General features: G+C 57.7%; 17 protein-coding genes, 3 rRNA genes and 1 pseudogene. 17 read left to right on the top strand and 4 right to left on the bottom strand.

Annotation, left to right across the window (positions count from 1 at the left end; all coding sequences use genetic code 11):
• The first annotated feature begins 50 nt into the window (after positions 1 to 50).
• The 9 genes from RVM26_RS08595 (at position 51) to RVM26_RS08555 (ending at position 9,411) form a co-directional block, all read left to right on the top strand.
• Positions 51 to 1,226, top strand: a complete 1,176-nt coding sequence (locus RVM26_RS08595) for a multidrug effflux MFS transporter (protein WP_498941650.1) — start codon at positions 51 to 53, stop codon at positions 1,224 to 1,226.
• Between the two features lie 8 nt (positions 1,227 to 1,234).
• Entirely contained in the window at positions 1,235 to 1,981 is a 747-nt protein-coding gene (locus tag RVM26_RS08590; RefSeq protein WP_498941721.1) for a sulfite exporter TauE/SafE family protein, read from the top strand.
• Between the two features lie 166 nt (positions 1,982 to 2,147).
• Entirely contained in the window at positions 2,148 to 3,167 is a 1,020-nt protein-coding gene (locus RVM26_RS08585) for a type 2 periplasmic-binding domain-containing protein (RefSeq protein ID WP_498941649.1), read from the top strand.
• Positions 3,168 to 3,254: 87 nt separating this feature from the next.
• A complete protein-coding gene (gene pstC, locus RVM26_RS08580) occupies positions 3,255 to 4,649 on the top strand; it encodes a PstC family ABC transporter permease (protein WP_498941648.1) in 1,395 nt (464 codons plus the stop codon).
• A 6-nt stretch (positions 4,650 to 4,655) separates the two neighbouring features.
• On the top strand, positions 4,656 to 6,014 hold the full coding sequence (gene pstA / locus RVM26_RS08575; protein WP_498941647.1) for a PstA family ABC transporter permease: 1,359 nt from the start codon (positions 4,656 to 4,658) through the stop codon (positions 6,012 to 6,014).
• A 90-nt stretch (positions 6,015 to 6,104) separates the two neighbouring features.
• Positions 6,105 to 6,851, top strand: coding sequence for a phosphate ABC transporter ATP-binding protein (pstB, locus tag RVM26_RS08570; RefSeq protein ID WP_498941720.1), 747 nt, complete (start codon positions 6,105 to 6,107; stop codon positions 6,849 to 6,851).
• Between the two features lie 130 nt (positions 6,852 to 6,981).
• Positions 6,982 to 8,013 (top strand): ArsJ-associated glyceraldehyde-3-phosphate dehydrogenase, encoded by a 1,032-nt coding sequence (locus RVM26_RS08565; RefSeq protein WP_498941646.1) that lies wholly within the window; start codon positions 6,982 to 6,984, stop codon positions 8,011 to 8,013.
• Entirely contained in the window at positions 8,006 to 9,229 is a 1,224-nt protein-coding gene (gene arsJ, locus RVM26_RS08560) for an MFS transporter (protein WP_498941645.1), read from the top strand. The genes RVM26_RS08565 and arsJ overlap by 8 nt, the downstream gene beginning before the upstream one ends.
• Positions 9,226 to 9,411 (top strand): hypothetical protein, encoded by a 186-nt coding sequence (locus RVM26_RS08555; protein ID WP_498941809.1) that lies wholly within the window; start codon positions 9,226 to 9,228, stop codon positions 9,409 to 9,411. The genes arsJ and RVM26_RS08555 overlap by 4 nt, the downstream gene beginning before the upstream one ends.
• Before the next feature lie 25 nt (positions 9,412 to 9,436).
• On the opposite strand, the pseudogene RVM26_RS08550 reads toward RVM26_RS08555, so the two are convergent.
• From RVM26_RS08550 to RVM26_RS08540, 3 genes and pseudogenes are all read right to left on the bottom strand, one after another.
• Positions 9,437 to 9,616, bottom strand: a pseudogene (locus RVM26_RS08550) (CC/Se motif family (seleno)protein); the annotation flags it as partial.
• A 46-nt stretch (positions 9,617 to 9,662) separates the two neighbouring features.
• A complete protein-coding gene (locus RVM26_RS08545; protein ID WP_498941644.1) occupies positions 9,663 to 9,821 on the bottom strand; it encodes an ArsC/Spx/MgsR family protein in 159 nt (52 codons plus the stop codon).
• Between the two features lie 149 nt (positions 9,822 to 9,970).
• Entirely contained in the window at positions 9,971 to 11,158 is a 1,188-nt protein-coding gene (locus RVM26_RS08540; RefSeq protein ID WP_498941643.1) for a thiolase family protein, read from the bottom strand.
• A 127-nt stretch (positions 11,159 to 11,285) separates the two neighbouring features.
• Between RVM26_RS08540 and RVM26_RS08535 the strand changes: the two genes are divergently transcribed.
• The 5 genes from RVM26_RS08535 (at position 11,286) to RVM26_RS08515 (ending at position 18,705) form a co-directional block, all read left to right on the top strand.
• Positions 11,286 to 11,849 (top strand): TetR/AcrR family transcriptional regulator, encoded by a 564-nt coding sequence (locus RVM26_RS08535; protein ID WP_498941642.1) that lies wholly within the window; start codon positions 11,286 to 11,288, stop codon positions 11,847 to 11,849.
• A 249-nt stretch (positions 11,850 to 12,098) separates the two neighbouring features.
• Positions 12,099 to 13,775, top strand: a complete 1,677-nt coding sequence (locus RVM26_RS08530) for an acyl-CoA synthetase family protein (protein WP_498941641.1) — start codon at positions 12,099 to 12,101, stop codon at positions 13,773 to 13,775.
• 31 nt (positions 13,776 to 13,806) lie between these two features.
• The gene (locus RVM26_RS08525; protein WP_287806689.1) at positions 13,807 to 14,574 is read left to right on the top strand and encodes an SDR family NAD(P)-dependent oxidoreductase; all 768 of its coding nucleotides are present in this window, start codon (positions 13,807 to 13,809) and stop codon (positions 14,572 to 14,574) included.
• A 229-nt stretch (positions 14,575 to 14,803) separates the two neighbouring features.
• Positions 14,804 to 16,609 carry an acyl-CoA dehydrogenase C-terminal domain-containing protein gene (locus tag RVM26_RS08520; protein ID WP_287806687.1) on the top strand — a complete coding sequence of 602 codons (1,806 nt, stop codon included), beginning with the start codon at positions 14,804 to 14,806 and terminating at the stop codon, positions 16,607 to 16,609.
• A gap of 563 nt (positions 16,610 to 17,172) precedes the next feature.
• Positions 17,173 to 18,705: ribosomal RNA gene (locus RVM26_RS08515) — 16S ribosomal RNA — on the top strand.
• On the opposite strand, the gene RVM26_RS08510 is transcribed toward RVM26_RS08515, so the two are convergent.
• Positions 18,703 to 18,861 carry a hypothetical protein gene (locus RVM26_RS08510; RefSeq protein WP_498939990.1) on the bottom strand — a complete coding sequence of 53 codons (159 nt, stop codon included), beginning with the start codon at positions 18,859 to 18,861 and terminating at the stop codon, positions 18,703 to 18,705. The two genes, RVM26_RS08515 and RVM26_RS08510, sit on opposite strands and share 3 nt — an antisense overlap.
• A gap of 138 nt (positions 18,862 to 18,999) precedes the next feature.
• Between RVM26_RS08510 and RVM26_RS08505 the strand changes: the two genes are divergently transcribed.
• From RVM26_RS08505 to rlmM, 3 genes are all read left to right on the top strand, one after another.
• A 23S ribosomal RNA gene (locus RVM26_RS08505) occupies positions 19,000 to 21,892 on the top strand.
• A gap of 134 nt (positions 21,893 to 22,026) precedes the next feature.
• Positions 22,027 to 22,142 (top strand): 5S ribosomal RNA (gene rrf, locus RVM26_RS08500).
• The 16S, 23S and 5S rRNA genes sit together here, the layout of an rRNA operon.
• Positions 22,143 to 22,449: 307 nt before the next feature.
• Entirely contained in the window at positions 22,450 to 23,517 is a 1,068-nt protein-coding gene (rlmM, locus tag RVM26_RS08495; protein WP_287805019.1) for a 23S rRNA (cytidine(2498)-2'-O)-methyltransferase RlmM, read from the top strand.
• Positions 23,518 to 23,538 lie beyond the last annotated feature (21 nt).

Genomic DNA, 23,538 nt, shown 5'->3' with positions numbered 1-23,538 from the left:
GATTAGCGTCCTATCTAAGTGGCCAACCAGCGTAGCTTTCAAGGAGATCTATGGAACTCAATCCGCGTCGCGTAGCGCTATTGGTGGCGGCCAATACGGCGTTGGCCCCTTTTGCAATAGACGCCTACCTGCCTGCCATGGGAGTGCTGGCGGAAAGTATCGGTGCCAGCATCCACCATACTGAGCTTTCCATCAGCATGTTTCTGTTCGGCTTTGCGCTGGGGCAGCTCTGTTTTGGCCCGCTGTCGGACCGCATGGGGCGCAAGCCCGTGTTGCTCAGCGGGCTGGTGGTCTTCATGCTGGCCAGCTTGATGATCACCACCGCCGATAGCCTGACGTCGCTGCTGGTATGGCGGTTCGTGCAGGCGCTGGGCGGGGGAGCCTGCGTGGTCAATTCGGCGGCCATCGTCCGGGATTGTTTCAGCGGGCGTGAGGCTGCCAGGGTGATGTCCACCATGGCCATGATCATGATGCTGGCACCGTTGGTGGCGCCGGCGGTCGGGAGCCTGCTGCTGCATATTGCAGGCTGGTGGCTGATCTTTGTGTTTCTGGCTGTCTATGCAGGCTTTTTGCTCTGGCTGTTGGGGACGCGCCTGCCTGAAACCCGCGACCCCGGTTTGCCCGCCGCAACCCCTCGTCAGGTGCTGGGTAACTACGCCAGCGTGCTGCGCCACCGAGAGGGCATGGGTTACATTTGCGCCGTGGCAGCCTCGTTTGCGGGTCTGTTTGCTTTCGTGACGGCGTCGCCCTTTCTTTATCTCGATTACTTCTCCCTCTCTCCAGGCATTTACCCGCTGGTGTTTGGGGTCAACGTGGTCATGATTGCGCTCTCCAACCGGCTGAATATTCACCTGCTGCGCAAGCGGACGCCCCAGCAGAACCTGCGCTTTGGCTTGACGGTGCAGTTATGTGCCGCGCTGGCACTGGTGGTCGCAACGGCCTTCAATCTGGCCACGCTGCCGGTGGTGGTGGCGCTGGTGATGCTGTTTACCGGCATGATCGGGCTGATCACACCCAACGCCATCTCGTCGCTGCTGGATCATTTCGGCCATATCAGCGCCACGGCCACGGCGCTGCTGGGGGGCGTTCAGTTCAGCTGTGGCGCGCTGGCGGGTGTGCTGGTGGGGCTCTTCCAGGTAGAGCACCTCTGGCCGATGGTGCTGACCATGCTGGGCGCGGCGCTGCTGGGTAACATCGGGGTGAGAAAGCTCACCCAGGCAGTCTAGGCGTGGCGGTGCTCGAATGGCTGGCGCTCACCACGGAGCTCTCCTGGGGAATTTCTCTGGCGACATGGCTGGCCTGTGCCGGCGTGCTGCTGCTGGGGGCCTTCGTACAGCGTGCCACGGGGTTTGGCCTGGCGGTCGTCGGTGCACCGCTGTTGCTGATGCTGGAGCCACGGCTGGTGCCGGTAGTGCTGGTGCTGTTCGGTTTTACGGTTTCGCTGATGATGGTGCGGCGCTATTGGCACGAAGTGCATCTGCGCGAGATCAGCGTGGCACTGGTGGGGCGGCTGCCGGGTAACGGGCTGGGAATCTGGCTGCTGCTGGCGGCGCCCATGGCTGTACTGGAAACGTTGATTGCCGCTATCGTGCTGTTTGCGGTCGGCGTGACGCTGTGCCGTTTTCATTTGCCGGTGAATCGCGTCACGCTGTTCGTGGCCGGTGTACTGTCGGGCATCTTCGGCACCGTGGCTGCCATTGGTGGGCCGCCCATCGTGCTGTTGATGCACGGCTTTTCGCCGGATCGCATGCGCGGCAATCTGGCGGCCTTCTTCGTCATCACCTCGCTGCTGACTCTGGCGACGCTGGCGCTGGCGGGGCAGCTCAGCGCATGGCATTTCAAGCTGGCACTGACGTTTTTGCCTGCTGTATTGGTCGGCAATGCGTTGGCCGATGCAGTGGCCCACCGGCTGGATAAAGTGCTGCTGCAGCGCTGTTCATTGGCACTATGCACGCTAGCAGCACTGGGGCTGCTGCTTTGAAGCCCTTGGGCCAACGCTTCGTTAACATTCCTTGCTAAAAAAATTACCACTGTCATATTTCTGCAATCGTCACTGTGCAAACTCCTCGGTGTGAAAGGCCAATCGCCAACATTGCCGAACGGGTTAATTCAAGCAGCCCAGGCATGAAACCAGAGGGGACATGACGATGAAAGTAACGAAAAAGACACTTGGTGTTGTTGTTGCTGCCGCACTCGCTACCGGCGTATCGACTGCCGCCGTAGCTCGTGACACGGTGCAGATTGCCGGTTCTTCCACTGTACTTCCGTTTGCCAGTATCGTTGCCGAGGAGTTTGGTAACACCTATCCCCAGTTCAACACGCCGGTCGTCGGTTCTGGCGGCTCCGGTGGCGGTTTGCGTCAGTTCTGCCAGGGCGTTGGCGAAAACACCATTGACATCGCCAACGCTTCTCGCGCCATTCGCAGCGGCGAAGTGGCCAGCTGTAACGAAAATGGCGTCAACGAAATTCTCGAAGTGATGTTCGGCTATGATGGTATCGTGTTTGCTTCTCGTATCGACCGTGGAGAGTTCGCGTTAACGCCTGAGCACGTGTTCAAAGCCGCTGCCGCACAAGTTACCCACGAGGGTGAGTTGGTCGACAACCCCTACACTCGCTGGAACGAAATCGACAGCAGCCTACCCGATCAGGAGATCGTGTTGGTCATTCCGGCTTCCAACCACGGCACCCGTGAAGTATTCGAAGAGAAAGTCATCCACGCTGGCTGTGAAAGCGATGCCAACGTAGAAGGCGATGCCTGTAACTCACTGCGTGGCGATGGCCGTATCGTCGAGATCGCGGGTGACTACACCGAAACGCTGGCTCGTCTGGATGCCCAGGCAGATGCCGTTGGCGTCTTCGGTCTGAGCTTCTACGACCAGAACCGTGACCGCCTGCAAGTGGCTACTGTGGATGGCGTAACGCCCAGCCTGGAAACCATCGGTTCTGGCGAATACCCCGTTTCTCGTCCGCTGTTCTTCTACGTGAAGGGCGAGCACCTGGACGTGATTCCTGGTCTGGCCGAGTACACCGAGTTCTTCCTGAACGACATGATCTCTGGCTATGGCAGCCCGCTGGAAGACGCTGGTCTGATTCCGATGAGCGAAGAAGAGCGTGCTGAAGCACTGGCTCAGTTCCAGGCCCGTACCGTGGTAAGCGTTGAAGAGTAAGACTGCCGCCATCGCTTCACAGCGGTGATCAGGTAGGTATCGCGCCGGCATCATGAAAATGGTGCTGGCGCTTGAACGTAGGAAATCATGGGCGGAGAGAGAATGAGTAACATTGCCTTGATAGCCACGCTACTCGTGATAATGGCCTTGGCTTACCACTTAGGGTTAACACGTAGTCGCGCGGTTGCGGCAGAGCACGATGTGCGGATGCATTCGCGCCCCGGTTATTATGGAGCGTTGGTGGCCCTTTGGTGTGGGCTGCCAGCGCTTGCCCTGTTTGTATTGTGGTCGCTGTTGGCACCACAGTTGATTGACATGCTGGTCGTTCAGCAACTGCCTCCCGAGCTGGTGGCAGGCATGAGCGAACGTGAAATGAATACCTTGTTACGGCGTATCACCGCGCTGGCCAATGAACGTAACGTGGCTGGGGGTGGAAGCGCCGAGGAGTTGGCCGCGGCCGCACACATGGCGCGCCTGCAGACCTTCCAGAACACCACGCTGATCGCGCTGATGGCCGTGGTGGCCGTGGTCGGGCTGGTGTTTGCCCGGCGGCGTATTTCCCCTCAGTGGCGGGCGCGTAATCATGTCGAGCGCGTCATCTCCATTGCGCTGGCCTCCTGCTCCGCCATCGCGATTTTCACCACGGTGGGCATCGTGTTGTCGATGCTGGGCGAAGCGCTGAAGTTCTTCAGCTTCATCAGCCCGGCAGAGTTCTTCCTGGGTACGACCTGGAACCCCCGTTTCAGCACGTCGGGAACCGATGCACAGGGGGAATTTGGCCTGCTGCCGCTGCTGTGGGGCACCATGATGGTGAGCATCATTGCCTTGCTGGTGGCGATTCCCGTGGGCTTGATGACGGCGATTTACATGGCCGAGTACGCTCCCCCTTGGCTGCGTAGTGTGGCCAAGCCGATCATCGAAGTGCTGGCGGGTATTCCCACGATCGTTTACGGTTTTTTCGCGTTGATCGTCATCGGTCCGTTTTTGTCTAGCCTTGGGGATGTGGTGGGCATCAACATTCGCACCACCAGTGCACTGACGGCGGGTTTGGTGATGGGCATCATGATCATTCCATTCGTCTCGTCCTTGTCAGACGACATCATTACCCAAGTGCCTAAGTCGTTGCGCGATGGTGCGCTAGGGTTGGGTGCAACGAAGTCCGAAACGATTCGCCAAGTCGTGTTGCCTGCTGCGCTTCCAGGTATCGTCGGTGCGTTTTTGTTGGCCGCCAGCCGCGCCATTGGTGAAACCATGATCGTGGTATTGGCGGCTGGTAATAATCCGGTGCTTCACGGCAATCCGTTCGAAGCGGTGTCAACCATTACGGTGACCATCGTCAACCAGCTGACAGGGGATATGGACTTTGCCAGCCCGCAGTCGCTGGTGGCTTTTGCTCTGGGGCTGACGCTGTTCGTCATTACCCTTGGCCTGAATGTCATCGCACTGGTTGTGGTGCGTAAATACCGCCAGCAATACGAGTAAGCGACCATGTCTATTACGATTGAGCAGCGCCGTCAGCACCGTCTGACAACGATCGAAAATTCGCTGGCAAGACGTCATCGTCAAGAAAAGCGTTTCCGCTTTGCGGGTTTGGCCGCGGTAGTGATTGGCCTCACGCTTGTCACCATTCTGTTCATCAGTATTTTGATGCGCGGTGTGCCGGCATTCTGGCAGTCAACTCTGTATCCAGAAATTTACTTCGATCCTGAAGTGATTCAACTTGACGAGAAGCCCGAGCGTGCCAGCGGTGAAAGTCAGGCGGCCTTCGATGAGCGCTACACACAGTGGTTGATTCAAGCGGGAATGGTAAATTGGCAGTCGCTGATCGACCGCGCCATGGAAGAGGCGCTGGGGGTCGAGGTCGAGTCTCGACAGCTACGTGATCTGCGTGCCCTGGTGGCATCGGGTGAGCGTTTCTCGCTGCGTGAGCAGTTCATCAAGGACCCTTCCCTGTTGGGCCAGACCGTGGAAGTGAAAATGCTCGCAGCGGCCAACGTCGACGTCTGGATCAAGGGCAATATCGACCGCTCGCTGCCGGATGCACGTCAGCAGTTGAGCGCTCAGACCCGTGAATGGGCCGACCGTCTTTACGACGAAAACGTCATCCGCAACTCCTTCAGCACGTCGCTGTTCCTGAACACCGACTCGCGTAGTTCACCTGCGTCGGCGGGTCTGGCAGGGGCCTTCATGGGGTCGCTGTTCATGATGCTGATCGTGATCACGCTTTCGGTCCCCATTGGTGTGGCCAGCGCCATCTACCTGGAAGAGTTCGCGCCCAAGAACCGGTTGACCGATCTCATCGAGATCAATATCAACAATCTGGCAGCCGTGCCTTCCATCGTGTTCGGCTTGCTGGGCGCTTCCATCTTCATCGGCTATCTGGGCATGCCGCTGTCGGCCCCGCTGGTGGGCGGGCTGGTGCTTACGCTGATGACCTTGCCGACCATCATTATCGCGACTCGGGCGTCGCTGCGCTCTATTCCTCCCTCCATACGCCAGGCGGCCTTGGGAATTGGAGCGTCGAGAGTGCAGACCGTTTTCCATCATGTGCTGCCTTTGGCGCTGCCCGGTATTCTGACGGGTTCCATTCTGGGCGTTGCCCAGGCGCTGGGTGAGACGGCGCCGCTGCTGTTGATCGGCATGAATGCATTCGTATCCAACGTGCCTGCTACGCCGTTGGACCAGTCTGCTGCGCTACCCGTGCAAATCTATCTATGGCAGGGTAACGAGCTACGTAATTTCTTCGAAGCGCGTACGTCAGCGGCCATCATTGTACTGCTGGGGTTGATGCTGAGCCTGAATGCACTGGCAATCTGGCTGCGTAAAAAATTCGAGACGAGGTGGTAAGTGAATACTTCAACAGAGCCCAAGACATCCCCATTGGTGAGCGTAGGCGCTGGCGAGAGCCGCACCAGTAAAGCCACTGACACGGTCAAGATGAGCGCCCAGGACGTCAAGGTCTTTTACGGTGCCAGCCAGGCGATCAACGGTATCACTCTGGACGTGTACGAAAACGAAGTGCTGGCATTCATCGGGCCTTCTGGCTGCGGTAAGTCCACCTTTCTGCGCTGCTTGAACCGCATGAACGACACCATCGACATCTGTCGGGTCGAGGGCAAGATCACCCTGGATGACAAGGATATCTATGCCCCGGATCGCGATGTGGTACTGCTGCGTGCCCAGGTAGGCATCGTGTTTCAGAAACCCAATCCATTCCCCAAGTCGATTTATGAAAACATCGCCTATGGCCCGCGCCTGCACGGTCTGGCAACGCGCAAGGCCGAGCTGGACGACATCGTCGAGAGCAGCCTGCGCCGTGCCGGGCTCTGGGAAGAGGTCAAGGATCGTCTGGATCAGCCGGGCACCGGGTTGTCGGGTGGCCAGCAGCAGCGCCTGTGCATTGCCCGCACTGTGGCCGTCAGCCCGGACATCATCCTGATGGATGAGCCGTGCTCGGCCCTCGACCCCATTGCGACGGCCAAGGTGGAGCAGCTGATCGATGAGCTCAGCGAGAGCTATACCATCGTCATGGTGACCCACAACATGCAGCAGGCCGCACGGGTGGCCGACCGTACGGCGTTCTTCCACATGGGCGACCTGGTGGAGGTGGACAACACCGACCAGATCTTCACCAATCCGCAAGACCAGCGTACCCACGATTACATCACGGGACGCTTCGGGTGATCACGCCGTACTGATCACGGGTTACCCGCAGGGGGCATGGCCGCCTGCGGGTTCGATGGCTGGTTTTTTTTTGATTTTTTATATATGATTTTTCATATATTTGAGGTTCACTTGGCTCTGGAGGTTCAGCATGTCACTACGCATTGGTATCAACGGGTTTGGCCGTATTGGTCGTCTGGCACTGCGCAGCCTGTGGGCGCGAGTCGCTGCCGACGAGGTAACCCTGGTGCGCATCAACGACCCGGGCGGCGATGCGGCGACGTTTGCCCATTTGCTGGAGTTCGACTCGGTTCATGGCCAGTGGGCGCCGGGGCAGGGCATAGGCGCTACCCCGGAGGCGATCACCATCGATGGCCGTACCATCGCCTTCAGCGTCCACAAGACGATTGCCGAAGGTGACTGGTCCGGGTGCGATGTGGTGATCGAATGCTCCGGCAAGATGAAAACCACGGAGAAGCTGCAGGCCTATCTGGATCAGGGGGTCGAGCGTGTGGTGGTCAGTGCGCCGGTCAAGGAGGAGGGCGTGCTCAACGTGGTGGTGGGCGTCAACGACCATCTGTTCGACCCCGCTACGCACCGCATCGTCACTGCGGCCAGCTGCACCACCAACTGTCTGGCCCCCGTGGTCAAGGTCATTCTGGAAACGTTCGGTATTCGTCATGGTTCCATGACCACGGTGCACGACATTACCAATACCCAGACGATTCTGGACGCACCGCACAAGGATCTGCGACGGGCGCGCGCCTGCGGCATGAGCCTGATTCCCACCACCACCGGTTCGGCCAAGGCAATCACCGCCATCTTTCCCGAGCTGACCGGCAAGCTGAACGGCCATGCGATTCGCGTGCCGCTGGCCAATGCCTCGCTGACCGATATGGTATTCGAGCTCGAGCGCGAAGTGACCGTCGAGGAAGTGAATCAAGCGCTAAAAGCCGCTGCCGATGGCCCGCTGAAAGGCATTCTAGGCTATGAAGAGCGCCCGTTGGTGTCCATCGACTATCGCACCGACCCACGAAGCTCGATTATTGATGCTCTTTCTACCATGGTGGTGAACGGAACGCAGCTGAAGCTCTACGCCTGGTACGACAACGAGTGGGGGTATGCCAACCGTGCCGCAGAGCTGGCCTGGAAGGTGGGCAAGGAGCAGGCGCGCCGTGGCTGAGTCGCTCAAGGCACGCATCGGCGCACTGCCTTTTGAAGTGCGCCAGTACATGCTGATCACGGGCAATTACTGGGCGTTTACCATCACCGATGGGGCCCTGCGGATGCTGGTGGTGATGTACTTCCACCAGTTGGGTTATTCGCCGCTGCAAATCGCCATGCTGTTTCTGTTCTACGAGGCGTTTGGCGTGGTGACCAATCTGGTGGGAGGGTGGTTGGGCGCGCGGTTGGGGCTCAACCGCACCATGAACGTGGGGCTGGGGCTGCAGATCGTGGCGCTTGCCATGCTCATGGTGCCTGCCGGGATGCTCACCGTCGTTTGGGTCATGGCGGCCCAGGCGCTGTCGGGTATTGCCAAAGACCTGAACAAGATGAGCGCCAAAAGCGCAGTGAAAGTGCTGGTGCCAGCTGATAGCGCCAATGCCAACAGCGCCTTGTACCGCTGGGTAGCGATGTTGACCGGCTCCAAAAATGCCCTGAAAGGGCTGGGCTTTTTTGTGGGCGGCGTGCTGCTGACGCTGATCGACTTTCGCGGTGCGGTGGTGGCCATGGCGCTGATGCTGGGTGCCGTGCTGGGGCTGTCGCTGTGGCGGTTGAAGGCTGACCTCGGCAAACAGAAGGTCAAGCCAAAGTTTTCCGAGATTTTCTCCAAGTCCCGCGCCATCAATGTGCTTTCGGCGGCGCGCTTCTGCCTGTTCGCCTCCCGGGACGTGTGGTTTGTCGTGGCCTTGCCGGTCTTCCTCTACGATCAGCATGGCTGGAGCCACTGGACCGTGGGTGGGCTGTTGGCCGCCTGGATCATTGGTTACGGCGGCGTGCAGACCCAGGCGCCCAGGCTCACCGCACTGTTCCGTGGAGACGCTCGCATGCTCACGGCTGGCTGGGCCGCCGCGCTTGCCGTGCTCGCCATTCTGCTGGCACTGCTGCCCCTGGCACAGGTGGGGTGGCTGGTAGTGGGGCTGCTGGCCTTCGGCGTGCTGTTTGCCGTCAACTCCAGCTGGCACAGCTATCTGATCGTCCACTATGCCCGTGCCGATGGTGTGTCCATGGACGTAGGCTTCTACTACATGGCCAACGCCATGGGCCGCCTGGTCGGCACGCTGCTCTCGGGCTGGCTCTACATGGCCTATGGTTTGAGTGCGTGCCTGTGGGCGGCGGCGGCGCTGGTGGCTGCCAGCGCGCTCATGGCACTGGCGCTGCCCAGGCAGGTGGCGTGATTCGCTCGCCTGGCGCTGGCCTGACGCTCACCCTGGGGAGTGCCCAGACCCTTGCCTGGGCGTCCAGCTACTATCTGCCCGCCATTCTGGCGGGGCCCATGGCGCTGGAATTGGAGCTGTCCACTCGCTGGGTATTTGGCGCCTTCTCGGCTGCGCTGCCCCTGGCACTGTTTGGCCCGTAGGGGTTTGGGCGCAGGCAAGGTACGGCTCTATCCAGAGGCCGACCTCTGGCAACTGATGATATTCGAAGGCCGATGTATCGCTTGGCGCGCCCAGCTCTGCCACGGCGATATGTGCCGTCCCGCCACAGCAGCCATGACGTGGCGAACGGCGTACCGTCACCACGCCTCCATGCTGCTGGATGAATGCCACGGCAGGGTGCTCCATCTCGATGACCTGATGCATGACGCTCCTGGTTGCCCATGCCGGGCCGTTAGGTGGTGGGATAGTAGACGGTCTCTCCGTCTTCCTTGGTAAATTGTGCAACAGGGCGGTCCAGGAGCGCCAATACCTGCTCGGATGGGCGGCATAATCGCGTGCCCTTGGGCGTACTGACGATGGGCCGATTGATGAGCAGCGGGTGAGCCATCATGGCAGGGGCCTCATCAGGAGGGTTGGGCTACAGGAAAATGCGTGCGCGTCTTATTTCATATACCTTTCGTGGCAACACCCATCATTCTGCCAGCCATGCGCCACAGGCTGGACGCGCTTCATCGCTGCCTCCATGAAGCGCGCTGTGAATCAGTCGATCAGCTCGACCGCCACGGCGGTTGCTTCACCGCCACCAATGCACAAGCTGGCGATGCCGCGTTTGCCGCCTTTCTGGCGCAAGGCATGAATCAGCGTGGCGATGATGCGTGAGCCGGTAGAGCCGATGGGATGCCCTTGGGCACAGGCGCCGCCAAACACATTGACTTTTTCATGAGGCAGGCCCAGATCATCCATGGCCATCAGCGTGACGACCGCAAAGGCTTCGTTGATTTCGAACAGGTCCACATCATTGACGCCCCAGCCAAGCTTTTTCATCAGTTTCTCGATGGCTCCCACCGGCGCGATGGTAAATTCGCTGGGATGACGCGAGTGGGTGGCATGCCCCAGCATTCTGGCCAGCGGTTTGATACCGTGACGCTGTGCTGCTTCATGGCTCGATAAAATCAGCGCCGAGGCGCCGTCGGAGATCGAACTCGCATTTGCGGCGGTAATGGTGCCATCTTTTGCAAACGCTGGACGCAGCTGGCGAATCTTGTCCAGTTTGGCCTGAAAGGGCTGCTCATCGTGGGACACCACGGTTTCACCCTGGCGGGTCGTCACGGTGACGGGCGCCATCTCGGCATCCAGGTTGCCATGGTTGGTGGCAGCCATGGCCCGTTCCAGCGAGGCAATCGCGAAATCGTCCAGCCGTTCACGGGTGTAGCCACGCTCTGTGGCCACCTCTTGCGCAAAGACCCCCATCAGCTTGCCAGTTTCGGCATCCTCCAGGCCATCGAGAAACATGTGGTCTTTCAGCTCACCGTGGCCCAGACGATAGCCGCCGCGTGCCTTGGTCAGCACATGGGGGGCATTCGACATGGACTCCATGCCGCCCGCCAGCACTATTTCTCCACTGCCTGCCTTGATCAGGTCATGGGCCAACATGGCCGCTTTCATGCCAGAGCCGCAGAGTTTGTTGATGGTCGTGGCACCATTGGCATCGGGAATGCCTGCCTGTCGCATGGCCTGGCGTGCCGGACCTTGCTTGACTCCGCCAGGCAGAACGCAGCCCATGATGCCCTCTTCGACGAGCGCAGCGTCGATGCCTGCTCGCTCGATGGCGGCGCGTATGGCCACGGCGGCCAGTTCCGGTGCGCTCAAGGTGGAAAGGCTGCCCATCATACCGCCCATTGGGGTGCGGGCGGCGGATAAAAAGACGACGTCGGTAGCGCTACTCATTGTCTATCTCCTGATAGATTTTTTGTGATTATCTGGCTGAGCGATTAGCGATGCGTTGACCCATTCGCGGGGCTGTGGTCTTCTCCTAAGTAACCAAGCAAGCGCTAGTGTAAATGACATGAATGTAATGAATGCATCTCCTCGCCGCAAGGAATTGACGCGCTTAGCAGCTCAGCTATTCGTCCAAGAGGGCTTTGATCGCACCACGGTGCGCATGTTGGCCCAGGAAATGGGCATCAAGTCCGGCAGCCTGTTTCATCACTTCAAAGATAAGCAGGAAATTCTGGCAGCAGTAATTGAGGAGGGCACCCAGAACGCACTAGGCATCGCAAAAGCCGCGTTGGAATCTTGCCCCGACAGTGCAGAAGCTCGGCTGCATGCCATGGCAAGGGCGCACCTGGAAACGCTGTTTGCAGATCGTAATGCTCACGTGGTGGCGCTGTTTGAATGGCGACGTTTAGACCCCGCCGCCAGCGCCCACCTTAGCCACCTACGCGATGCTTATGAGGCGATGTGGGTTGAGGTGATTGATGATGCTCTGGCGGCAGGGTTGATTCATGGCGACCGCTTCCTCGTTTCCCGCTTTATTTTAGGTGCGTTGAACTGGACCGTTCGTTGGTATGACCCCAACGGCCCGCGGACCCCGGACGACCTGGCCGATGAGCTGGTCGCGATGATCCTGTCTCGGTAATTCTGTCTTGATGCTCCTTTCTCGCTGATCTTTTCTCGACAGTTCTAGTCCCCTCTGGCTTCTCCAACCGCTGTCTGATCGACCAACGTCTAACCCTGTCGAGCAGCTTGCGGCTTGCGCTCTTGAGTAAATGCTTTTAGCGTTGGTTTATTCGGTAGGCTTCCGTTAACGTAAACGGACAATAACACCAATACTACGTGGAATCCTGCCTGTCCGAGTGCTCACGACCAACAACACAAGAGAGCCGTCATGACAGCGACATCAGCAGCAACCTCACTTCCCGCGTATTCGACATTTCTCGAGGATTTTTCAATAGATAGCGTCGTCGCCAGGCTGGATGACCACCACGATGGGTGCCTGAATGCCTACGAGGCTTGCTGTGGAAGGCACGTACGCCAGGGCCGTGGTGATGTGCTGGCGCTGGTGCATGAGGATACCCAAGGCCAAACCCACACGCTGACCTATGCCGAACTGGAGCAGCTGAGTGGGCATCTGGCAGGGTGGCTGAAAAGCCAGGGGCTGGGGGAGGGTGACCGCATTGCCTGCATGCTGCCGCGCTCGGCAGCGCTGCTGGTGGCGGTGCTCGCCACCTGGCGGATTGGGGCGGTCTACCAGCCGCTCTTTACCGCGTTTGGGCCTGATGCGGTCGATTATCGGTTGGGGCGGGCAGATACCAGGCTGGTGATAACCGATCACGCCAACCGCTATAAATTCGATGGCCTGAGCCAGTGCCCGCCGGTGCTGGCCGTGGGTGGCGCTACCCGTGAGCATGCCCAGGATCATGATTGGCAGGCGGCATTGACGTATACGTCAATCAGCGATACCCCGCCCCGGCTGTCGCCGGATCAGCCGTTCCTGCAGATGTTTACCTCGGGGACGGTCGGCAAGCCCAAAGGCGTTGCCGTGCCCCTGTCGGGTATGACGGCCTTTGCGCTCTACATGGAGCTGGCGGTCGACCTGCGCGAGGAGGATCGTTTCTGGAACATGGCCGACCCTGGCTGGGCCTACGGCCTGTATTACGCCATTGCCGGGCCGCTGCTGTTGGGGGTAACGACACACTTTTGCGAAGCGGGCTTCAGTGCCGAAGGCGCGCTGGCGTTCATGAAGCGTCATCAGATCACCAATTTCGCTGCCGCGCCGACGGCCTACCGCCTCATGAAGGCGTCTGGCCTGTTCGACGACGCTCACCAGACCCTGACGCTACGGGCGGCCAGCTCCGCCGGAGAGCCGCTCAATACCGAGGTGGTCACCTGGGTGGAAAAATCATTGGGCTGTCCGGTGATGGATCACTATGGCCAGACTGAAACGGGCATGACCTGTAACAATCACCACTCCCTGGACCACCCCAAGCACGTGGGGGCCATGGGCGTCCCGATGCCGGGCTATCGTCTGGCCATTCTCGACGCCGAATACAACGAGCTGCCGCCTGGCGAGCCTGGCGTACTGGCAGTGGATATCAAGCGCTCGCCAGCCCACTTTTTCCAAGGCTATACCTGGCAGGAGAAAGACCCCTTCGTCAACGGCTACTACCTGACCGGCGATGTGGTCATTCGTAATGAAGATGGGTCGTTCCAGTTTGCTGGCCGTGATGATGACATCATTACCACGGCGGGCTACCGAGTGGGGCCAACGGATGTCGAGAATAGCGTCATGACGCACCCGGCGGTGGCCGAGTCCGCTGCCGTGGGGCAGCCGGATGAGATTCGTGGCGAAGTCATCAAGTCGTACATCGTGTTGCGCGATGGCTTCGAGCCTAGCGATGCGCTGGCGGAGGAGATTCGCCAGCAGGTACGCGAGCGGCTCTCTACCCACGCTTTTCCTCGGGTCATCGAGTTCGTCGATGAGCTGCCCAAAACGCCCAGCGGCAAGATTCAGCGCTTCAAACTGCGTGCTCAAGCCGCCGAGCAAGTGCGCCACAACTCATGATTCACGGGACATCATTCAGAGGGAGAGTGCCATGCAGGTAAAGGATCGTACGTTTTTGATTACTGGGGCGGCCTCGGGGCTAGGGGCGGCGACGGCAGCACGACTGGTAAAGGCGGGTGGGAAGGTGGTGCTATGCGACATGAGTGATCGTGTGGCGGACCTTGCCGAGCAGCTGGGATCTCAGGCGTACGCCTGCATCGCCGACATTACCTCCGCCGACGATATGCAGGAGGCGGTGAACAAGGCCGTTGCGCTGGGGGGCGAAAGCGGCCTTTCGGGAGTGGTTCATTGTGCGGGCGTGGTCAGCGTGGCCAAGCTGGTGGATCGGCAAGGCAACCCGGCAGACCTTGAGAGTTATGCGCGCACCATTCAGATCAATCTGGTAGGTACCTTTAATGTCATGCGTCTGGCGGCCGCTGCCATGGCCAGCAATCCGCCAGACGAAGGGGGTGAGCGGGGCATCATCATCAATACCGCATCGATTGCCGCGTTCGATGGGCAAGTCGGGCAGTGCGCCTACAGTGCCTCCAAGGCAGGGGTTGTGGGCATGAGTTTGCCTGCCGCCAGAGAGCTGTCGCGTCACGCCATTCGTGTCATGGCCATTGCGCCAGGGGTATTCGAAACCCCCATGATGAGCGAGATACCGGACGAAGCTGCCCAGGCATTGGCCGCTGCGGTGCCTTTTCCCAAGCGTTTGGGCAAGCCTGACGAGTTCGCGCTGCTGGCCGAGCAGATCATTACCAACCCGATGCTCAATGGTGAAGTGGTTCGCCTGGACGGTGGTATCAGAATGCAGTGATCTGCGCTCAGTAAGCTCTGATGGACAGCCTGCCCGTACTTTTTCGGGCAGGTTTTTTTATTTTAAAAACATAGTGTTAATAAGGTAAAGACCAAAGTTGTAGCCGATTTTTCGGTTTAATTCAAACGACTGCTTGACGGCGTCGGGCGTGCGCGCTAATTTTCAAACATGTGTTTGAAAGCGCCTGTTGAGTACCCGCTCTTTCAGCCCCCCGTTTAGGAGAAGTGACATGCCCAGCTATCAAGCCCCTCTGCGTGACCTGCGTTTCGTGATGAACGAAATGTTTGATTACCCAAGCCACTACGACGCATTACCCAATGGTGAAGATGCTTCGCCAGATGTCGTGAGTGCTATTTTGGAAGAGGGTGGTCGCTTTGCTCGTGAGGTGCTGCTACCTCTCAATCAAAGCGGTGATGAGGAGGGTTGTTTGCTGGAAGGGGGCGAGGTGAAAGCTCCTAAAGGGTTTAAAGAAGCCTATCAGCAGTATGTTGAAGGCGGCTGGCCGAGCTTGGCGGCAGATCCTGAGCAAGGTGGCCAGGGCCTTCCGCACTCATTGGCGATGATGCTCTCTGAAATGATCTGCGCTACTAACTTAGCGTGGGGTATGTACCCGGGCTTGTCGCATGGTGCGGCGGATGCGCTGCGTCATCACGGTACCGACGAGCAGAAGGCGACATACCTCACCAAACTGGTAGAAGGTGTTTGGACTGGCACCATGTGCTTGACGGAGCCGCACTGCGGTACTGACCTGGGGTTGATCAAAACCCGTGCAGTGCCCGCTGAAGATGGTGCTTATCACATTACGGGTACCAAAATCTTTATCTCGGCCGGTGAGCACGATCTCGCTGAGAACATCGTCCATCTCGTGCTGGCCAAACTTCCAGATGCTCCTGAAGGATCTAAAGGTATTTCGCTATTCGTTGTGCCTAAATTTTTGCCAGACGCTGCGGGTAACCCTGGCGAGCGCAATGGCGTCAGCTGTGGTTCGCTTGAGCACAAAATGGGTATCCATGGTAACGCTACCTGCGTCATGAACTTTGATGGCGCAACGGGCTATCTAGTTGGCGCGCCGAATAAAGGCCTGGCCTGCATGTTCACCATGATGAACGCGGCTCGCTTAGGCGTGGGTATCCAAGGCTTAGGGTTGATGGAGGCTAGCTTCCAAAACTCGCTAAGTTATGCCCGTGACCGCTTACAGATGCGTGGGCTGTCTGGCGTACAAGCGCCGGATAAAGTCGCTGACCCTATTATTGTGCACCCTGATGTACGCCGTATGCTGCTGACACAAAAAGCCTTTGCCGAAGGCGGCCGCATGCTGGTGCTGTATACCGCTCAAATGCTCGATATTGTTGAGCACGGCGCGCCGGGCGAGGAGAAAGAGCGAGCGGAGACGCTGCTCGGTCTATTAACACCCATCGTCAAAGCTTTCCTGACGGAAGTAGGCTTCGAGTGTACCAATGAAGGCGTGCAGATTTTTGGTGGTCACGGCTTTATTAAGGAGTGGGGCATGGAGCAACTGGTGCGCGATGCGCGCATCACACGCCTCTATGAGGGTACGACCGGTATTCAAGCGCTTGATCTGCTGGGGCGCAAAGTGCTGATGAGTCAAGGTGAGTCGCTGAAGGTATTCACCAAAGAGATTCACAAGTTCTGCAAAGCAGAAGCGGATAACTCCGCATTAAAAGAGTTTATTGAGCCGCTGGCTAAGCTGAATGCCGAGTGGGGAGAGCTCACCATGGGTATCGGTATGAAAGCCATGCAGGATCGTGAAGAAGTAGGGGCCGCCAGCGTCGATTACCTGATGTACTCCGGCTATGTTGCTGTCGCCTATTTGTTTGCTCGCGCTGCCAAGCAGGCCGCTAGCGCACAGGGGGGTGAAGATGCTGCTTTCTACACGGCCAAACTGAATACGGCGCGTTTCTACTATCAGCGTCTGCTGCCACGCACCAAGGCGCACGCCGCCATGATTCAGGCAGGTGCCGGTAGCTTGATGGCGATTTCCAGCGAAGATTTTGGCCTGGGCTTCGAGATCTGAGCCCATGCCTTTGCCAGGCACTCTCTGGTCAGGGTACTGATCGGTGGTTTGCGGCAGGTCTGCCCTCGGGCATTGCCTGCCGCTTTTTTATCTCGGCTATACGAAAACTTTTCAAAATACCCCTTGCCAACCCGGCAGCGAATCCGTAAAGTACGCATCCGCTGCCGGGGACGCCCAGCGTTACCAGCGGTGAATGAGGTTGAAAAACCTCTGGTTTGTCAGTAGGTTAGAGTCATCTTGTTGTCGTTTAGATCGCTCGCCTCAGTCGCTGAAAGCAGCGGTTGACAAACACCACGGAATGCGTAGAATACGCCTTCCTCGCTGAGGCAACACGGTTCAGGTCACCGAGTCCGTCGCAGCGAACTTAAGAAAGTTGCTCTTTAACAATTTGATCAGGTAATTCATGTGGGCGCTTGCCGATGAGGGTGAATCATCACCCAATATCAAGGCAAGCGAACACCAAGATGCTCTTCGGAGTATCGCAGTGAATTCGTTTGAACCTTGAGCCAAGTTTGATCCGCTTTTGTTGCCTTCGGGCAGCGAGTAAGGATCGCATTGATCTTAAACTGAAGAGTTTGATCATGGCTCAGATTGAACGCTGGCGGCAGGCCTAACACATGCAAGTCGAGCGGTAACAGATCCAGCTTGCTGGATGCTGACGAGCGGCGGACGGGTGAGTAATGCATAGGAATCTGCCCGATAGTGGGGGATAACCTGGGGAAACCCAGGCTAATACCGCATACGTCCTACGGGAGAAAGGGGGCTCCGGCTCCCGCTATCGGATGAGCCTATGTCGGATTAGCTGGTTGGTGAGGTAACGGCTCACCAAGGCGACGATCCGTAGCTGGTCTGAGAGGATGATCAGCCACATCGGGACTGAGACACGGCCCGAACTCCTACGGGAGGCAGCAGTGGGGAATATTGGACAATGGGGGGAACCCTGATCCAGCCATGCCGCGTGTGTGAAGAAGGCCCTCGGGTTGTAAAGCACTTTCAGTGAGGAAGAACGCCTGGTGGTTAATACCCATCAGGAAAGACATCACTCACAGAAGAAGCACCGGCTAACTCCGTGCCAGCAGCCGCGGTAATACGGAGGGTGCGAGCGTTAATCGGAATTACTGGGCGTAAAGCGCGCGTAGGTGGCTTGATAAGCCGGTTGTGAAAGCCCCGGGCTCAACCTGGGAACGGCATCCGGAACTGTCAAGCTAGAGTGCAGGAGAGGAAGGTAGAATTCCCGGTGTAGCGGTGAAATGCGTAGAGATCGGGAGGAATACCAGTGGCGAAGGCGGCCTTCTGGACTGACACTGACACTGAGGTGCGAAAGCGTGGGTAGCAAACAGGATTAGATACCCTGGTAGTCCACGCCGTAAACGATGTCGACCAGCCGTTGGGTGCCTAGCGCACTTTGTGGCGAAGTTAACGCGATAAGTCGACCGCCTGGGGAGTACGGCCGCAAGGTTAAAACTCAAATGAATTGACGGGGGCCCGCACAAGCGGTGGAGCATGTGGTTTAATTCGATGCAACGCGAAGAACCTTACCTACTCTTGACATCCTGCGAATTCGGTAGAGATACCTTAGTGCCTTCGGGAACGCAGAGACAGGTGCTGCATGGCTGTCGTCAGCTCGTGTTGTGAAATGTTGGGTTAAGTCCCGTAACGAGCGCAACCCTTGTCCTTATTTGCCAGCGCGTAATGGCGGGAACTCTAAGGAGACTGCCGGTGACAAACCGGAGGAAGGTGGGGACGACGTCAAGTCATCATGGCCCTTACGAGTAGGGCTACACACGTGCTACAATGGTCGGTACAAAGGGTTGCCAACTCGCGAGAGTGAGCCAATCCCGAAAAGCCGATCTCAGTCCGGATCGGAGTCTGCAACTCGACTCCGTGAAGTCGGAATCGCTAGTAATCGTGGATCAGAATGCCACGGTGAATACGTTCCCGGGCCTTGTACACACCGCCCGTCACACCATGGGAGTGGACTGCACCAGAAGTGGTTAGCCTAACGCAAGAGGGCGATCACCACGGTGTGGTTCATGACTGGGGTGAAGTCGTAACAAGGTAGCCGTAGGGGAACCTGCGGCTGGATCACCTCCTTAAACGATGTCTTCCCCTCGCGGCAAGCGCTCACAATGAATTACCTGATCAGAATGCTGTTGATGAGCAGTGATAAGCGTTTTCTTCACATTAAAAAAAGAAAAAAGGTCTTTCTTTTTCTTTTGAAGTGAAAAAAGCATCCGCTTACCACTGCGCATAGCAGTCGCTCTTTAACAATGTATATCATGCTGACAGAAACGCGTTGAACGCGTTTCTACGTAAATTGTATTGTGATACGTCTCAAGCGTATCCGGCAATCGTTATCATTGCGAACCCCAGACTCCTTCGGGTTATAGGGTCAAGCAATGAAGCGCACACGGTGGATGCCTAGGCAGCCAGAGGCGATGAAAGACGTGGTAGCCTGCGATAAGGTTCGGTGAGGTGGCAAACGACCTGTGACCCGGACATCTCTGAATGGGGAAACCCACTCATCACAAGATGAGTATCTTGCGCTGAATACATAGGCGTAAGAGGCGAACCAGGGGAACTGAAACATCTAAGTACCCTGAGGAAAAGAAATCAACCGAGATTCCCCCAGTAGCGGCGAGCGAACGGGGACCAGCCCTTAAGCGTGTGAAAGATTAGACGAACAGACTGGGAAGTCTGGCCATAGCGGGTGATAGCCCCGTAGTCGAAAATCTGATCACGTGAAATCGAGTAGGTCGGGGCACGAGAAACCTTGACTGAAGACGGGGGGACCATCCTCCAAGGCTAAATACTCCTGGCTGACCGATAGTGAACCAGTACCGTGAGGGAAAGGCGAAAAGAACCCCGGAGAGGGGAGTGAAATAGATCCTGAAACCGTGTGCGTACAAGCAGTAGGAGCCCACTTGTTGGGTGACTGCGTACCTTTTGTATAATGGGTCAGCGACTTATATTCAGTGGCGAGGTTAACCGTATAGGGGAGCCGTAGGGAAACCGAGTCTTAACTGGGCGACACAGTCGCTGGATATAGACCCGAAACCGAGCGATCTATCCATGAGCAGGGTGAAGGTTGAGTAACATCAACTGGAGGCCCGAACCAGGATCTGTTGAAAAAGATTTGGATGACTTGTGGATCGGAGTGAAAGGCTAATCAAGCTCGGAGATAGCTGGTTCTCCTCGAAAGCTATTTAGGTAGCGCCTCACGTATCACCGCCGGGGGTAGAGCACTGTTTCGGCTAGGGGGTCATCCCGACTTACCAACCCGAGGCAAACTCCGAATACCGGTGAGTGCCAGCGTGGGAGACACACGGCGGGTGCTAACGTCCGTCGTGAAAAGGGAAACAACCCAGACCGTCAGCTAAGGTCCCCAAATCCTGGTTAAGTGGGAAACGATGTGGGAAGGCTCAGACAGCTAGGAGGTTGGCTTAGAAGCAGCCATCCTTTAAAGAAAGCGTAATAGCTCACTAGTCGAGTCGGCCTGCGCGGAAGATGTAACGGGGCTAAACCAGGTACCGAAGCTACGGGTTCATCCTTACGGATGAGCGGTAGAGGAGCGTCGTGTAAGCCGATGAAGGTGTGTTGAGAAGCATGCTGGAGGTATCACGAGTGCGAATGCTGACATGAGTAACGATAAAGGGAGTGAAAAACTCCCTCGCCGGAAGACCAAGGGTTTCTGTTCGACGCTAATCGGAGCAGAGTGAGTCGGCCCCTAAGGCGAGGCCGAAAGGCGTAGTCGATGGGAAACGGGTCAATATTCCCGTACCGGACATGATTGCGATGGGGGGACGGAGAAGGCTAGGTGAGCCAGGCGTTGGTTGTCCTGGTGAAAGTGAGTAGGCTGGGGTCTCAGGTAAATCCGGGACCCTCCAAGGCCGAGACACGAAACGAAGACACTACGGTGTCGAAGTCATTGATGCCACGCTTCCAGGAAAAGCCTCTAAGCTTCAGATCATGTGCGACCGTACCCCAAACCGACACAGGTGGTCAGGGTGAGAATCCCAAGGCGCTTGAGAGAACTCGGGTGAAGGAACTAGGCAAAATGGTGCCGTAACTTCGGGAGAAGGCACGCCGGCGTAGGGTGATGAGACTTGCTCTCCAAGCCCGAACCGGTCGAAGATACCAGGTGGCTGCAACTGTTTAGTAAAAACACAGCACTCTGCTAACTCGTAAGAGGACGTATAGGGTGTGACGCCTGCCCGGTGCCGGAAGGTTAAGTGATGGTGTTAGGATTCGTCCGAAGCTCTTGATCGAAGCCCCGGTAAACGGCGGCCGTAACTATAACGGTCCTAAGGTAGCGAAATTCCTTGTCGGGTAAGTTCCGACCTGCACGAATGGCGTAATGATGGCCACGCTGTCTCCACCCGAGACTCAGTGAAATTGAAATCGCCGTGAAGATGCGGTGTACCCGCGGCTAGACGGAAAGACCCCGTGAACCTTTACTATAGCTTCACACTGGACGCTGATGTTGCCTGTGTAGGATAGCTGGGAGGCTTTGAACCCCGGACGCCAGTTCGGGGGAGCCAACCTTGAAATACCAGCCTGGCATCATTGGCGTTCTCACTCAGGTCCGTGATCCGGATCGAGGACAGTGTGTGGTGGGTAGTTTGACTGGGGCGGTCTCCTCCCAAAGCGTAACGGAGGAGCACGAAGGTACCCTCAGCACGGTCGGACATCGTGCAATGAGTGCAAGAGCATAAGGGTGCTTGACTGCGAGACAGACACGTCGAGCAGGTGCGAAAGCAGGTTCTAGTGATCCGGTGGTTCTGTATGGAAGGGCCATCGCTCAACGGATAAAAGGTACTCCGGGGATAACAGGCTGATACCGCCCAAGAGTTCACATCGACGGCGGTGTTTGGCACCTCGATGTCGGCTCATCACATCCTGGGGCTGAAGTCGGTCCCAAGGGTATGGCTGTTCGCCATTTAAAGTGGTACGCGAGCTGGGTTTAGAACGTCGTGAGACAGTTCGGTCCCTATCTGCCGTGGGCGTTGGATGTTTGAGAAGAGCTGCTCCTAGTACGAGAGGACCGGAGTGGACGACCCTCTGGTGTTCCGGTTGTCACGCCAGTGGCATTGCCGGGTAGCTATGGTCGGACGGGATAACCGCTGAAAGCATCTAAGCGGGAAGCCCCCTTCAAGATGAGACATCCCTGAGGCCTAGAGCCTCCTGAAGGGCCCAGCGAGACCAGCTGGTTGATAGGCACGGTGTGGAAGCGCTGCAAGGCGTTGAGCTAACGTGTACTAATGGCCCGTGAGGCTTGACCCTATAACACCCAAGGGGTCTGGTCGTGATGATAACGAAAACCGGATACGCAGCAGTGAGCCAAGGCGCTTGCTGACAAGAGACGATCACAATACACGTCAACGAACACCTCAGCATGATATGCATTACCTGTTACGCCTGACGACCATAGCGAGCGTGAACCACCTGATCCCATGCCGAACTCAGAAGTGAAACCGCTTAGCGCCGATGGTAGTGTGGGGTCTCCCCATGTGAGAGTAGGTCATCGTCAGGCACTTATTACGAAACCCCGGCCTTATGGTCGGGGTTTTGCTTTTTGGGGGTCTCCCCCTGAAGAGTAGCGGAGCGCCGCCCGCCGGGTGGCCGGCCCAAACATCGTCAGGCACTTATCCCGTAGAAAGCCCCGAGCACACTGTGTTCGGGGCTTTTTGCGTTTGGCACTTGCGCAAAACCTTCATGGCTCAGGCTGTGGGGGGTATGCGTTGATAGGCTGCCTTGGGGAGCCGTTGTTGCTTCGCTGCGATGTTATCATGTGTTTTCGAGAGGGCAGTGACGGCTCCATGTTTACAGAGAGGTGAAAGGTGAGTGACACGATACCCACGGCGTGGCTGGTCTATTGTCGACCCGGTTTCGAGGGCGATACGTTGGCGGAAATGCAGCACCATGCCAAACAGCAGGGGGTGAACTGCGAACCAGCCCATGGGGCCGGATGGGTCAGCTTGACGCGGCAGGATGGTGAGGCGATCAATGATCTGCACCGCCAGGCAGCTTTCCAGCATCTCATCTTTGCCAGGCAGAGTCTGGCAGCCCTGCCGCCCTTGGTGCTGTCCCGTGAGGATCGTCTGAGCGCCATTCTCGATCAGGTCAAAGCCAGCCGTTGGAGCTTTGAAGAGATTTGGCACGAAACACCGGATACCAACGATGGCAAAGCGCTGTCGGGGTTGATCAAGGCGCTCACTCGCCCGCTGCAAAACACGCTGAAAAAGCGTGGGGCGCTGCGAGGCAAGGCTGGCGGAAGGCGGCTGCATATTTTCTGGACGGACGGAGACCGTGTGCAGCTTGGCATGAGCTTCCCTGACAATCGTAGCGAACTGTTGAACGGAATCCGGCGGCTACGCTTTCCCTCCCGTGCGCCAAGCCGCTCGACGCTGAAACTGGAAGAGGCTTGGCACGAATTCATTCCACGCGATCAGTGGGATACTCGCCTGGCGGAGCACATGCAGGCAGCGGACCTGGGGGCGGCGCCAGGAGGCTGGACATGGCAGCTGGTGCAGCGGGGCATGTACGTATATGCCATCGATAACGGACCGATGGACAAAGCCCTGATGGCGACTGGTCAGATCGACCACCTGCGTGAAGATGGCTTTACCTGGGAGCCCCCTCAGCGTCTGGATTGGCTGGTGTGCGACATCGTGGACAAGCCTGTGCGGGTATTGGCCATGGTAGAGCGTTGGTTGACACGTAAATGGTGTCGTGAAGCTATCTTCAACTTGAAGCTGCCCATGAAGAAACGCTGGGACGAAGTGACGCGCTGCCTGACGACGCTGGAAGCCTCGTTGGCGTCAGCCGGGGTAAGCGCTAAAATAAGCTGCCGTCATCTCTACCATGACCGGGAAGAGGTGACGGTGCATGTCAGGTTGCTACACTGAGAAGCTTGACTGGCTGAACGC

Origin of the sequence: Halomonas sp. KM072 (assembly GCF_050710315.1) — a bacterium.
In the GTDB taxonomy this organism is placed as follows: domain Bacteria; phylum Pseudomonadota; class Gammaproteobacteria; order Pseudomonadales; family Halomonadaceae; genus Vreelandella; species Vreelandella hamiltonii.
This window is presented reverse-complemented; position numbering and strand designations above follow the sequence as displayed.